This window comes from Pseudomonas sp. S10E 269 (genome assembly GCF_002798465.1).
Classification (GTDB): domain Bacteria; phylum Pseudomonadota; class Gammaproteobacteria; order Pseudomonadales; family Pseudomonadaceae; genus Aquipseudomonas; species Aquipseudomonas pergaminensis.
Window position 1 is genome coordinate 545,175 of the sequence record NZ_PHIJ01000001.1, and the last position, 12,848, is coordinate 558,022.

A 12,848-nucleotide genomic window follows, 5' to 3' on the forward strand; every position below is an offset into this window, starting at 1 on the left:
TGAGCGTTAGTGTGTGGCGCTTTCCTCTACCCCATCACTGAACTGCAACGCTGCCAACCGCGCATACAACGGATTGCTCGCAATAAGTTGTTGATGCGTGCCTACCGCCACCAACTTGCCCTGGTCCATCACGGCGATGCGGTCAGCGTTCTTCACCGTGGCCAATCGATGGGCGATGACCAGCGTGGTGCGCCCTTGCATCAGTTGCGGCAGCGCTTGCTGGATCAGGTGTTCGCTCTGGGCATCGAGGGCGCTGGTGGCCTCGTCCAGCAGCAGGATCGGCGCGTCTACCAGCAAGGCACGGGCGATGGCCAGGCGTTGGCGTTGGCCGCCGGAGAGGCCCATGCCGCCGTCGCCGAGGTGTGTCCGGTAGCCGTCAGGCATTTGCAGGATGAAGTCATGGGCGTGGGCAATGCGCGCGGCGGCTTCGACCTGTTCGAGGGTGGCCGTCGGATTGCCGTAGCGGATGTTCTCTTCGACGCTGCCGAAAAACAGCGCCGGGCTCTGGGACACCAGGGCGAAGTGGCGGCGCAGGTCCATGGGGTCGAGTTCGGTCAGCGGATGGCCTTCGAGCAGGATGCGGCCATGCTGGGGGTCGTAGAAGCGCAGCAGCAGGTCAAAAATCGTCGACTTGCCCGCGCCGGACGGGCCCACCAGCGCCAGGGTTTCACCGGGGTTGATGGTCAGGTTCAGGCCGTCGATGGCGTAGCTGTCGGGCCGTGAAGGGTAGGAAAAGCGCAGGTCTTGCAGCGCCATGCGGCCACTGACCCGTTCCGGCAGTTGCACGGTACCGGCGGCGGGCGCCTGGATTTCGTTGCTCGACTGCAACAATTCGCCAATCCGCTCGGCGGCACCGGCAGCGCGCTGCAGCTCGCCGAGCACTTCGCTCAGGGTACCGACCGCGCTGCCGACGATCAGGCTATAGAACACAAACGCCGCCAGCTCACCGCCGGAAATGCGCCCGTTGATCACATCCATACCACCGACCCACAGCATCACACCCACGGCGCCGAGCACCAGCATGATAACCAGGGTAATCAGCCAGGCGCGTTGGGTGATGCGTTTGCGCGCAGTGGTGAAGGCGTCTTCCACGGTCACGGCGAAGCGCTGTTCGTCCTGCACTTGATGGTTGTAGGCCTGCACGGTCTTGATCTGCCCGAGGGTCTCGGACACATAGCTGCCCACATCGGCGATGCGGTCCTGGCTTTGCCGCGACAGGCTGCGTACGCGCCGGCCAAAGATGAGGATCGGCGCCAATACCAGCGGCAGCGCCACTACCACGATACTGGTGAGCTTGGGGTTAGTGACAAACAGCAGCACGATGCCACCGATGACCATCAAGGCATTGCGCAGGAACAGTGACAGCGACGAGCCGATCACCGATTGCAGCAAGGTGGTGTCGGTGGTCAGTCGCGATTGGATTTCCGAACTGCGATTGTTCTCGTAGAAGCCCGGATGCAGGTAGATCAGGTGGTTGAACACTTGCCGACGAATATCCGCCACCACCCGTTCGCCGATCCAAGACACCAGGTAAAACCGTGCAAAGGTGCCCACTGCCAGGCCCAGCACCAGCACCATGAACAGGCCGATGGACTGATTGAGCAGGTGCGGTGATTGGGTCATGAAGCCCTGGTCCACCAGCAGGCGAATACCCTGCCCCATGGACAAGGTAATGCCTGCGGTGACGATGAGCGCCAACAGGGCGCCGAGGGCGTGCCAGCGGTAGGGCGCAATGAAGCGGCTGGCCAGGCGGATCGCACGGCGTTGACGGACGGAGAACATGGAGGGCATCACCTGCGCAAGGGAGATAAGTATCTACACCACAACATTGGGGGAACTTGGGTAAATAACAATGAGTCAGGTTAATTATGCCCGCCGATGCTGATCCCTAGAGGCTATCGGTCTAACCCCAGGCTGGAAATGTGTAGCGGTTTCTGATGGACTGGGTGTTCGAACCGGTGACCTTGCAGGGAGTTGTAACAGCCTCGTCACGCGGGCGGCTTAGAGTGATAAGCAGAATAGGGACACAACCTGATGAGGAGACAGGCCATGACCTTGCAAAATAGCAGCGATGCCAAGATTGAAGTGATCCGCCAGCCGCAGCAGTTGCCTTGCTCGTACATCGACGCCAAGGGCCGCGAAGTGCAGATTACCGAAGAGATGATCCAGCAAGCGTGCAGCGAACTGGAACAGCGACTGGTCAAGCCTGCCCAGCAAGGCTGAAACGCCTACGCTCTTTCTAACCCGGCCCTGGTGGCCGGGTTTTTTATGCCCGAAACACACCCCGCGCGGGAGACGGCTTGCCGGCGATAGCGGCCCTGAGCCGCGCGGTGATCCTGCGGGCGCCATCGCCGGCACGCCGGCTCCTACAAGGAGTCATACAGTTAGTGCACCTCGGCACCGAGGGCTGTGGCTATAGAGGCTAGCGCGGCGGATTCCCCGTGGATACGCACCTTCAAGCCATCAATTTCACGGCGCTCCGGGTAATGCTTGCGCAGCAGGTCAAACGCCTTGCGCTGCTCTTGCACGGTGCCCACCAGGCTGCGACGGAAATCCGCGTCGTCACGACGCGGGTCATACACGCTGCGGCACAGGGTCGCCAAGGCCCAGGCCGGATCGGTGGAGGCATTCAGGTGCACCTCGGCCAACCAGGGTGGCGGCAGCAAATCACTCAATTGAAGGCTTGGCTCCTGACCCAGGTGCGCGCAGAACGCCTGATAGATCTGCGCCGTGCCGCGCTGCTTGCCGTCCAGGCTGTAGCCGGCGATATGCGGCGTGGCCAGTACGCACAGGTCAGCCAGGTCGACGTCCACTTCCGGCTCGCCTTCCCACACATCCAGCACCGCTTGCAGGTCTTCGCGGTCCAGCAGCACCTCGCGCAGGGCGGCGTTGTCGACCACCGGGCCACGGCTGGCGTTGATCAGCCAGGTGCCGTGCTTGAGTTGCTCAAGGCGCTGGCGGTCGAACAGGTGCCAGGTGGAGCCGTTGCCGGACTTGATCAGCGGCGTATGCAGGCTGATCACGTCGCACTGCTCGATGATCTGCGCCAGGCTGACGTAATCCCCGTCCTCGGCGATCTGGCGTGGCGGGTCGCAGACCAGCACATTCCAGCCCAGGCCCTTGAGCACCTTGACCAGCCGCCCGCCCACTTCACCGGCGCCGACCACGCCGTAGGTGCGCTGATTGAGGTCGGCACCTTCGATCTCGGCCAGGGTCTGCAGGCTGCCCAGCACGTAGTCCACCACGCCACGGGCGTTACAGCCTGGGGCGCTGGACCACTGGATGCCGGCCTGCTGGAAGTAGTCGAGGTCCAGGTGATCGGTGCCGATAGTGCAAGTGCCGACGAAGCGCACCTTCGTGCCCTCCAGCAGCGCACGGTTGACGTTGGTCACCGAGCGCACCAGCAACACATCAGCCTGCTCGACCGTGGCGCGGTCAATGGAACGGCCGGGCACGCGGCGAATCTCGCCAAATCCCTGGAAAAATGCATCGAGCAGCGGAATATTTTCGTCGGCAACAATCAGCATGGCAGGCTCCTTTGGCGGACCCGCAGTGTACAGGGATCGCAGCCCTCGCTTACAAATCGCTAACACTGGTTTTTTCCTGACCGATGCGTCAAAGCGTAGAATCCGCCGTCCTTGCGCCTCCTTCTACGGGACACCTGTACGTGAACACTGCCACCGCCACCCTCACCCGCCCCGCCCGCATCAGCCGGGAGGTGCGCGACCTGCTGACGCTCGCCCTGCCGATCATGATCGGCCAGCTGGCGACCACCGCGATGAGTTTTGTCGATGCGGTGATGGCCGGGCGCGTCAGCCCCCAGGACCTGGCGGCCGTGGGCTTGGGCAACTCGATCTGGATCCCGGTATACCTGCTGATGACCGGCACACTGCTGGCCACCACGCCCAAAGTCGCGCAGCGTTACGGGGCCGGGCAGTTCAGCGAGATCGGCCCGCTGGTGCGTCAATCCTTGTGGCTGGCCGTGGTGGTCGGTATCACCGCCTCGCTGTTGCTGCTCTGCGCCGAACCGATCCTGCAGGCGATGAAGGTGGAACCGGACCTGATCGAACCTTCCATGGGCTACCTGCATGGCATCGCCGCCGGTATGCCGGCCATTGCGCTGTATTACGTGCTGCGCTGTTTCAGTGACGGCCTGGGCCGCACGCGGCCGAGCATGGTGATGGGCCTGTGTGGCCTGGCGCTGAACATCCCGCTGAACTACATCTTCATCTACGGCCACCTGGGCGTGCCGGCCATGGGCGGCGTCGGTTGCGGCTGGGCCACGGCCATTGCGATGTGGGTGATGATGCTCGGCCTGGCGGTCTGGACCCGCTGGGGCCCGGCTTACCAGAGCAGCGAACTGTTCAAGCGTTTCGACTGGCCGCAATGGGCCGTGATCAAGCGTGTATTGGGGATTGGCCTGCCCATCGGCATCGCGATCTTTGCCGAATCGAGCATCTTCGCGGTCATCGCCCTGCTGATCGGCAGCCTCGGCGCCACCGTGGTTTCGGGCCATCAGATCGCGCTGAACGTCAGCTCGCTGGTGTTCATGATCCCCTACTCCCTGAGCATGGCCGTGACCGTGCGCGTCGGCCAGGCCCTCGGTCGTGGCGAGCCGCGCGAAGCACGCTTCGCGGCGGGTGTCGGCATGGGCACTGCGCTGGCGTATGCCTGCCTGTCCTGCAGCCTGATGCTGGTGTTTCGCGAGCAGATTGCGGCGATCTACACCCCCGACCCAGTGGTCATTCACCTGGCGTCGATGTTGATCGTGTTCTCGGCGCTGTTCCAGTTCAGCGACTCGATCCAGGTCACGGCGGCGGGCGCATTGCGTGGCTACCAGGACACCCGCGTGACCATGGTGCTAACCCTGTTCGCATACTGGGGCGTGGGCCTGCCGGTGGGGTATGCCTTGGGCCTGACCGACTGGCTCGGCGAACCCAGCGGCCCAAGCGGCTTGTGGCAAGGGCTGATCGTGGGCCTCAGCTGTGCAGCGGGGATGTTGCTGGTGCGCCTGGCGCGCAGTGCACGCCGGCGCATTCGCGCCGACAAGGCGCGGGTTTAAGCGGACTTCTTGCGGATCCAGTACAGGTACGTACCGGCCTGCTCCTGCTGATCCACCAGTTCGTGGTCGAGAAACACGCAGAACTTGGGAATATCGCGGCGCGTGGACGGGTCGGTCGCGATCACCTTGAGCAAGCCGCCTGGTGGCAAGTCGCGGATGTGCTGGTGCAGCATCATCACGGGCTCTGGGCAATTCAAGCCTGTTGCATCTAGGGTGCCGTCGACGGCGGTGTCGAAAATATCGCTCATGATCTACTCCTGGAACTGGCCGCCAGTCTACCGGGCCTTGGTTTTCTTCACATCCACCAACCGACGCAGGTGGCAGGTCACTTCCTCTCGGTCGTGATACAGCTGCTTGCAGCCGATCTCCACCCGAATGCCACGGGCTTTGAAGCCGTCTTCGATGCGCTCCAGCAAACGCTTCACTTCGGCATACCGCTGCTTCATCGGCAACTTCAGGTTCACCACCGCCTCGCGGCAATGCCCCTCGCCGATCCAGGTTTCCAGCAGCGCGGCGTTACGCGCCGGCTTTTCGACGATGTCGCAGACCATCCAGTCCACCGGCTGCTTGGGCACAAAGGTGAAACCGTCGGCCATCAAGTGCTGTACCAGGCCAGTGTCCATCAGGCTTTCGGCCATCGGACCGTTGTCGATGGCGGTCACCAGCATGCCACGGTTGACCAACTGCCAGGTCCAGCCGCCCGGCGCTGCGCCGAGGTCGACGCCGGTCATGTCGCCATGCAGGCGCTCGTCCCACTGGTCGCGGGGGATGAAGTGGTGCCAGGCCTCTTCCAGCTTCAGGGTCGAGCGGCTGGGGGCTTCGCGGGGGAACTTGAGACGTGGAATACCCATCGGCCACATCGCCGAGTTGTTCGACTCGGCCAGGCCCATGAACACTTCGCGGCCACTCTTGAAGGTCAGCAGCAGGCGCGGCTTGCTGGGGTCGTCCACCAGCTTGCCGGCGTTCAGCAGGGCTTTGCGCAGGTGCACTTCGAATTTCTTGCAGAAGTTCGACAGTTCCTTGCCGTCGTTGGTGTCGACCATCTCCAGCCACAGGCTGCCGCACACCGGGAATTCGCGCAGGTGGGCGAGGATCACGCTGATGCGGTCGGTTTCCGGCAGGTCGATGAATACCCCGCGCGCCCACTGCCGCGGGAAGATCAGCTCGGCAAAGCGCTGGCCGTGCATCAGGCGCTGGGCGCCGTCTTCTTCGGTGCAGACAAATTCGGCGCAGGCGCTACCGGTCTTGGCCTTGGCGTAGCCGGAAACGTTCAGGCGCGCGGCGTGTTCCGCGATCTCGGAACAGACTTCGCCTTCAAAACCCGGGCGGCAGTGCATAAAAAGGGTGTTCATTGAATCTCCTGGCAACTGGGCTTGCTGCAGCGCAAGTCCTGTCATGAAAACGCGCGCATGATAGCCGAGTTCGGAACCTTGGACTTAACGATAGAGTCCAGTTATTAGCCTGCTAATGAAAACAGGGCTAAGTTGAAAGCTCTGTTCGTCCCGTCAGGTCCGTAGCCGTGCGGACCATAAGGAGTCATGTAATGTCATCCCTTGATAGCCTGAGAACCCTTAAAACCCTGCAGATCGACGACAAGACCTATCACTACTTCAGCTTGCCCGAAGCCGCCAAGAGCCTGGGCGACCTGGATAGACTGCCGATGTCCCTCAAGGTGCTGCTGGAAAACCTGCTGCGCTGGGAGGACGACAAGACCGTCACCGGCGCCGACCTCAAGGCCATCGCCGCCTGGCTCAAAGAGCGCCAGTCCGACCGCGAGATCCAGTACCGCCCGGCCCGGGTATTGATGCAAGACTTTACCGGCGTGCCTGCCGTGGTCGACCTGGCCGCCATGCGCGCCGCCGTGGCCAAGGCCGGGGGCGACCCGCAGCGCATCAACCCGCTATCGCCCGTGGACCTGGTGATCGACCACTCGGTGATGGTCGACAAGTTCGGGACCACCAGCGCCTTCGAGCAGAACGTCGACATCGAGATGCAGCGCAACGGCGAACGCTACGCCTTCCTGCGCTGGGGCCAGAGCGCATTCGACAACTTCAGCGTGGTGCCGCCGGGCACCGGTATCTGCCACCAGGTCAACCTCGAATACCTCGGCCGCACAGTCTGGACCAAAGACGAAGACGGCCGCACCTACGCCTTCCCCGACACCTTGGTCGGCACCGACTCCCACACCACCATGATCAACGGCCTCGGCGTACTCGGCTGGGGCGTGGGCGGGATCGAAGCGGAAGCGGCGATGCTCGGCCAGCCGGTGTCGATGCTGATCCCGGAAGTGATCGGCTTCAAGCTCACCGGCAAACTCAAAGAAGGCATTACCGCCACCGACTTGGTGCTGACCGTGACCCAGATGCTGCGCAAAAAAGGCGTCGTGGGTAAATTCGTCGAGTTCTATGGCGACGGCCTCGCCGACCTACCGCTGGCCGACCGCGCCACCATCGCCAACATGGCCCCGGAATACGGCGCCACCTGCGGCTTTTTCCCGGTGGATGAGGTAACGCTGGACTACCTGCGCCTGTCCGGCCGTCCGGCAGAAACCGTGAAGCTGGTCGAGGCGTACACCAAAGCCCAGGGCCTGTGGCGCATCGCCGGCCAAGAGCCGGTGTTCACCGATAGCCTGGCCCTGGACATGGGCAGCGTCGAAGCCAGCCTGGCCGGGCCGAAACGCCCACAGGACCGTGTGGCCCTGCCAAATGTCGGCCAGGCGTTCAGCGACTTCCTCGACCTGCAATTCAAACCCACCAACAAGGAAGAAGGCCGCCTCGAAAGCGAAGGCGGCGGCGGGGTTGCCGTGGGCAACGCCGACCTGGTGGGCGAAACCGACTACGAATACGACGGCCAGACCTATCGCCTGAAGAACGGCGCGGTGGTGATCGCCGCAATCACCTCTTGCACCAACACCTCCAACCCCAGCGTGATGATGGCGGCCGGGCTGGTGGCGAAAAAGGCCGTGGAAAAGGGCCTGACCCGCAAACCCTGGGTAAAAACCTCGCTGGCCCCTGGCTCCAAAGTGGTCACCGACTATTACAAGGCTGCGGGCCTGACCCAGTACTTGGACAAACTGGGCTTCGACCTGGTGGGCTATGGCTGCACCACCTGCATCGGCAACTCCGGGCCGTTGCCCGAGCCGATCGAGAAAGCCATCCAAAAGGCTGACCTCGCGGTGGCGTCGGTGCTGTCCGGTAACCGCAACTTCGAAGGCCGCGTGCATCCCCTGGTGAAAACCAACTGGCTGGCCTCGCCACCGCTGGTGGTGGCCTATGCCCTGGCGGGAACCGTGCGCATCGATATCAGCAGCGAGCCGCTGGGTAACGACCAGGCCGGCAACCCGGTGTACCTCAAGGACATCTGGCCGAGCAGCAAGGAAATCGCCGACGCAGTGGCCCAAGTCAGCACCGGTATGTTCCACAAGGAATACGCCGAAGTGTTTGCCGGTGACGAGCAATGGCAAGCCATTGAAGTGCCACAGGCCGCCACCTACGTGTGGCAGAAAGACTCCACCTACATCCAGCACCCGCCATTCTTCGACGACATTGCAGGCCCCCTACCGGTCATCAAGGACGTCAAAGGCGCCAACGTGCTGGCGCTGCTGGGCGACTCGGTCACCACCGACCACATCTCCCCTGCCGGCAATATCAAGACCGACAGCCCGGCCGGCCGCTACCTGCGCGAACAGGGCGTGGAGCCACGGGACTTCAACTCCTACGGCTCACGCCGCGGCAACCATGAAGTGATGATGCGCGGCACCTTTGCCAACATCCGTATCCGCAATGAAATGCTCGGCGGCGAAGAAGGCGGCAATACGCTGTACATCCCCACTGGCGAGAAAATGCCGATCTACGATGCGTCGATGAAATACCAGGCGTCGGGCACGCCGCTGGTGGTGGTGGCCGGCCAGGAATATGGCACCGGCTCCAGCCGCGACTGGGCAGCCAAGGGCACCAACCTGCTGGGCGTCAAGGCGGTGATCGCCGAGAGTTTCGAGCGGATTCACCGCTCCAACCTGGTGGGCATGGGCGTGTTGCCGTTGCAGTTCAAGCTGGATCAGAACCGCAAGTCGCTCAAGCTCACCGGCAAGGAGAAGATCGACATTCTCGGTCTGACCGACGTGGAGATCGTGCCACGCATGAACCTGACGCTGGTGATTACCCGCGAGGATGGCAGCAGCGAGAAGGTCGAGGTGCTGTGCCGGATCGATACGCTCAATGAGGTGGAATACTTCAAATCGGGCGGCATCTTGCACTACGTGCTGCGCCAGTTGATCGCCTCTTAAGCAACACTGCAAAACCAATGTGGGAGCTGGCTTGCTCGCGAATGCGGTGGATCAGTCAAGAATGCATCGACTGACACTCCGCATTCGCGAGCAAGCCCGCTCCCACAGTTTTGACTGCATTTCAAATCAGCCGAACAACCACTTCCACAACAGCACCAGCACCACCACCGCCAGCACCGGCCGCGCAATGCGGTACGCCTTCGGATGCTTGCGCTTCCACTGCTTGACCACACCGCTGAACTTGTCGCTGAAGGTCTTGCTCCAGGCATAGGCCTGGTTGATCCCGCCAACACGCTCGTCGTCGAGGTTCTGCGGCGCGGTCGCGCGGCCCAGTTGCTTGCTGACCCAGCGGTTGACGCGGGTCATCACGCGGTTGCTCAGGGGGCGTTCGATGTCGCAGAACAGGATCACGCGGGTCTGCTCGGTTTCGTTCTTGACCCAGTGCACGTAGGTCTCGTCGAACATCACGTCTTCACCGTCGCGCCAGGCGTACACCTGGCCGTCGACAAAGATGCGACAGTCGTCGGAGTTCGGTGTGGACAGGCCCAAGTGATAACGCAGGGAACCGGCGAACGGGTCGCGGTGCGGGTTGAGGTGGCTGCCGCCCGGCAACAGCGCGAACATCGCGCCCTTGACGTTGGGAATGCTGCTCACCAGCGCCACGGTTTTCGGGCACAGCGCCTCGGCCGACGGCAGGGGTTTGTCGTACCACTTGAGGTAGAAACGCTTCCAGCCCTTCTTGAAGAACGAGCCGAAGCCGGCGTCGTTGTTCTTTTCGGCCGCGCGGATGTATCCCTCGTCGAACAGGTGCATGGCCTCTTCGCGGATCACTTCCCAGTTGTCCTTGAGCACATCCAGTTCCGGGAACTTGCTGCGGTCCAGGTACGGCTTGGACGGCACGGCCGAGAACAGGTACATCAAGGCGTTATACGGGGCGAACAGCGCCGAATGGTTGACGAACTGGCGCAACATCGGCAAACGCGCCTTGCCGCGCAGGTGCACATACAACGTGCTGCCGATAAACAGCGCCAGTACCGACAGTTTGGCGGCCAAAGAAAAGGTCATGCAGCAACTCCTGGAAATAAGCGCCTGGCCAACAGCAGACGTAGCAGCCGGCCATGATAAACAGTTGGGCCATTATGCAGAAGGCCTAGCTTAGTAACGCTGACTCACATCAACCCCCTGTGGTGAACAGGATTGTTGGGGTGAGCGGGCTTGCCCCGCTCCCCCCAAGACATACATCAAGCCTGGTTTTCTTGCTCGGTGAACAGATCGCTGAACAACATGCTCGACAGGTAACGCTCACCCGAGTCCGGCAGGATCACCACGATGGTCTTGCCCTGCATCTCCGGTTTCTCGGCCAAGCGTACCGCCACGGCCATCGCGGCGCCGCAGGAGATACCGCACAGAATCCCCTCTTCCTGCATCAGGCGCAGGGCCATGGCCTTGGATTCGTCGTCGGTCACCAGTTCCACGCGGTCGACCATCGACAAGTCCAGGTTCTTGGGGACGAAACCCGCGCCAATACCCTGGATCTTGTGCGGGCTGGGCTTGATCTCTTCACCCGCCAGCGCCTGGGTAATCACCGGCGAGACCATTGGCTCGACGGCCACCGACAGGATCGGCTTGCCCGCGATGTTCTTGATGTAGCGCGACACGCCAGTGATGGTACCGCCGGTGCCCACGCCCGCGACCAGTACGTCCACGGCGCCATCGGTGTCGTTCCAGATTTCCGGGCCGGTGGTTTTCTCGTGGATGGCTGGGTTGGCCGGGTTTTCGAATTGGGCCGGCATAAAGTAAGTGGCCGGATCGCTGGCGACGATTTCGCCGGCTTTTTCGATTGCGCCCTTCATGCCTTTGGCCGGCTCGGTCAGCACCAATTCGGCGCCGAGGGCCTTGAGTACTTTGCGCCGCTCGATGCTCATGGACGCCGGCATGGTCAACAGCAGCTTGTAGCCACGGGCGGCAGCGACAAATGCCAGGCCGATGCCGGTGTTGCCCGAGGTCGGTTCAACAATGGTCATCCCCGGCTTGAGCTTGCCGGTGCTTTCGGCGTCCCAGATCATGTTTGCGCCAATGCGGCACTTCACCGAGTAACCCGGATTACGCCCTTCGATCTTGGCCAGGATAGTCACGCCACGCGGTGCGATCCGGTTGATCTGAACCAGGGGCGTATTACCGATGGAGTGCGCGTTGTCTGCAAAGATACGGCTCATGACGGGTCCTATTGCTCGATTTCTGGAAGGCCCCAAGGGTATGCCTCGTGCCGCAAGGCGTCCAGTCAGAGGAACGTTGCGCACTTGATCGTAGTCAATCTCCTACGAGCAAAGAGGACTGCCACATGAAACGTCGCTACAGCTGGCCACTATGGACTGTCGCCGGGCTGGTAGTGGTGCTGGTCGCCATGGCCATCGCCCTGCCCTATCTGGTGCGTAACTACCTGAATGACAAACTCGCCGACATGGGCGACTACCGCGGCCACGTCACGGATGTCGACCTGGCCCTGTGGCGCGGCGCCTACAAGATCAACGGCCTGGAGATCATCAAGGTAGATGGCAAGGTGCCGGTACCGTTCGTCAAGGCGCCAATGATCGACCTGGCGGTGAGCTGGCACGCGTTGTGGTACGACCATGCCGTGGTCGCCAAGGTGCTGTTTATCAACCCAGAAGTGAACTTTGTCGACGGCGGCGCCAACAAGCAGGCATCACAGACCGGTAAGGGCACCGACTGGCGCGAGCAATTGAGCAAGCTGGCGCCCATCACCCTCGATGAAGTGCGGATCCAAGACGGCAAGATCAGCTTCCGTAACTTCAACTCCAAACCCCCAGTGAACATCAATGCCACTTCGGTCAACGCCAGCTTTTACAACCTGACCAATGTGGTGGACGTCGAAGGCAAGCGTGATGCGCGCTTCGACGGCAAGGCCTTGCTCCAGGGCCAGGCGCCGCTGGAAGCCACCGCTACCTTCGACCCGTTGAGCAATTTCGAAAACTTTGAATTCCGTTTCCGCGCCAGGGACTTGCAGCTCAAGCGCATGAATGACTTCGCCTCGGCCTATGGCAAGTTCGACTTCAAGGCCGGCACCGGCGACGTGGTGATCGAAGCCCAGGCCGAGAAAGGCCAATTGACCGGCTACATCAAACCGCTGCTGCGCGATGTCGAGGTGTTTGATTGGCAGCAGGACGTGGAAAACAAAGACAAGAACATCTTCCGTTCGATCTGGGAGGCCGTGGTGGGCGCCAGTGAGACCGTGCTGAAAAACCAGAGCAAGAACCAGTTCGCCACGCGCGTGGAACTCAGTGGCAGCGTGCACCAGCAAAATGTCAGCGCGTTTTCGGCGTTTTTGTCGATTTTGCGTAACGGGTTCATCCAGGCGTTCAACGCACGGTATGAACAGCCCAAGCCCTCGGCGGATTGAACGTGACCGGTCATTCAGAGACTGAATAACCCGCCTGCGTTCACAGTCGCCGGGGCTGCGCGGTATAGTCCCGGCATTGATGA

The 12,848-nt window shown here is 62.0% G+C and carries 10 protein-coding genes; 4 read left to right on the forward strand and 6 right to left on the reverse strand.

Annotation, left to right across the window (positions count from 1 at the left end):
* Positions 1 to 6 precede the first annotated feature (6 nt).
* The gene (locus CWC48_RS02625; protein ID WP_177409468.1) at positions 7 to 1,791 is read right to left on the reverse strand and encodes an ABC transporter transmembrane domain-containing protein; all 1,785 of its coding nucleotides are present in this window, start codon (positions 1,789 to 1,791) and stop codon (positions 7 to 9) included.
* A 258-nt stretch (positions 1,792 to 2,049) separates the two neighbouring features.
* On the opposite strand from CWC48_RS02625, the gene CWC48_RS30315 reads away from it, so the two are divergent.
* The gene (locus tag CWC48_RS30315; RefSeq protein WP_014717504.1) at positions 2,050 to 2,223 is read left to right on the forward strand and encodes a PA1571 family protein; all 174 of its coding nucleotides are present in this window, start codon (positions 2,050 to 2,052) and stop codon (positions 2,221 to 2,223) included.
* A gap of 161 nt (positions 2,224 to 2,384) precedes the next feature.
* Here CWC48_RS30315 and pdxB read toward each other — a convergent pair whose 3' ends face one another.
* Positions 2,385 to 3,527 carry a 4-phosphoerythronate dehydrogenase PdxB gene (pdxB, locus tag CWC48_RS02630; protein WP_099494396.1) on the reverse strand — a complete coding sequence of 381 codons (1,143 nt, stop codon included), beginning with the start codon at positions 3,525 to 3,527 and terminating at the stop codon, positions 2,385 to 2,387.
* A 140-nt stretch (positions 3,528 to 3,667) separates the two neighbouring features.
* Here pdxB and CWC48_RS02635 point away from each other — a divergent pair, with 140 nt between their 5' ends.
* The gene (locus CWC48_RS02635) at positions 3,668 to 5,062 is read left to right on the forward strand and encodes an MATE family efflux transporter (protein WP_100491286.1); all 1,395 of its coding nucleotides are present in this window, start codon (positions 3,668 to 3,670) and stop codon (positions 5,060 to 5,062) included.
* Here the strand turns inward: CWC48_RS02635 and tusA are convergent.
* On the reverse strand, positions 5,059 to 5,310 hold the full coding sequence (gene tusA / locus CWC48_RS02640; protein ID WP_071483636.1) for a sulfurtransferase TusA: 252 nt from the start codon (positions 5,308 to 5,310) through the stop codon (positions 5,059 to 5,061). The two genes, CWC48_RS02635 and tusA, sit on opposite strands and share 4 nt — an antisense overlap.
* Positions 5,311 to 5,337: 27 nt before the next feature.
* A complete protein-coding gene (gene rlmM / locus CWC48_RS02645) occupies positions 5,338 to 6,414 on the reverse strand; it encodes a 23S rRNA (cytidine(2498)-2'-O)-methyltransferase RlmM (RefSeq protein ID WP_078047417.1) in 1,077 nt (358 codons plus the stop codon).
* Between the two features lie 191 nt (positions 6,415 to 6,605).
* Between rlmM and acnA the strand changes: the two genes are divergently transcribed.
* Positions 6,606 to 9,347 (forward strand): aconitate hydratase AcnA, encoded by a 2,742-nt coding sequence (gene acnA, locus CWC48_RS02650; protein ID WP_078047416.1) that lies wholly within the window; start codon positions 6,606 to 6,608, stop codon positions 9,345 to 9,347.
* 126 nt (positions 9,348 to 9,473) lie between these two features.
* Here the strand turns inward: acnA and CWC48_RS02655 are convergent, their stop codons facing one another.
* Entirely contained in the window at positions 9,474 to 10,412 is a 939-nt protein-coding gene (locus tag CWC48_RS02655; RefSeq protein ID WP_033902591.1) for an aspartyl/asparaginyl beta-hydroxylase domain-containing protein, read from the reverse strand.
* 176 nt (positions 10,413 to 10,588) lie between these two features.
* Positions 10,589 to 11,563 carry a cysteine synthase A gene (gene cysK, locus CWC48_RS02660; RefSeq protein ID WP_071488996.1) on the reverse strand — a complete coding sequence of 325 codons (975 nt, stop codon included), beginning with the start codon at positions 11,561 to 11,563 and terminating at the stop codon, positions 10,589 to 10,591.
* A gap of 125 nt (positions 11,564 to 11,688) precedes the next feature.
* Between cysK and CWC48_RS02665 the strand changes: the two genes are divergently transcribed.
* On the forward strand, positions 11,689 to 12,765 hold the full coding sequence (locus CWC48_RS02665; RefSeq protein ID WP_100491287.1) for a DUF748 domain-containing protein: 1,077 nt from the start codon (positions 11,689 to 11,691) through the stop codon (positions 12,763 to 12,765).
* The last annotated feature ends 83 nt before the right edge of the window (positions 12,766 to 12,848 follow it).

Coding starts and splice junctions, on each gene's coding strand:
- pdxB (WP_099494396.1), bottom strand. CDS start 3,527: ATGCTGATTGTTGCCGACGAAAATATTCCGCTGCTCGATGCATTTTTC.
- rlmM (WP_078047417.1), bottom strand. CDS start 6,414: ATGAACACCCTTTTTATGCACTGCCGCCCGGGTTTTGAAGGCGAAGTC.
- acnA (WP_078047416.1), top strand. CDS start 6,606: ATGTCATCCCTTGATAGCCTGAGAACCCTTAAAACCCTGCAGATCGAC.
- CWC48_RS30315 (WP_014717504.1), top strand. CDS start 2,050: ATGACCTTGCAAAATAGCAGCGATGCCAAGATTGAAGTGATCCGCCAG.
- CWC48_RS02665 (WP_100491287.1), top strand. CDS start 11,689: ATGAAACGTCGCTACAGCTGGCCACTATGGACTGTCGCCGGGCTGGTA.
- CWC48_RS02655 (WP_033902591.1), bottom strand. CDS start 10,412: ATGACCTTTTCTTTGGCCGCCAAACTGTCGGTACTGGCGCTGTTTATC.
- CWC48_RS02625 (WP_177409468.1), bottom strand. CDS start 1,791: ATGCCCTCCATGTTCTCCGTCCGTCAACGCCGTGCGATCCGCCTGGCC.
- tusA (WP_071483636.1), bottom strand. CDS start 5,310: ATGAGCGATATTTTCGACACCGCCGTCGACGGCACCCTAGATGCAACA.
- cysK (WP_071488996.1), bottom strand. CDS start 11,563: ATGAGCCGTATCTTTGCAGACAACGCGCACTCCATCGGTAATACGCCC.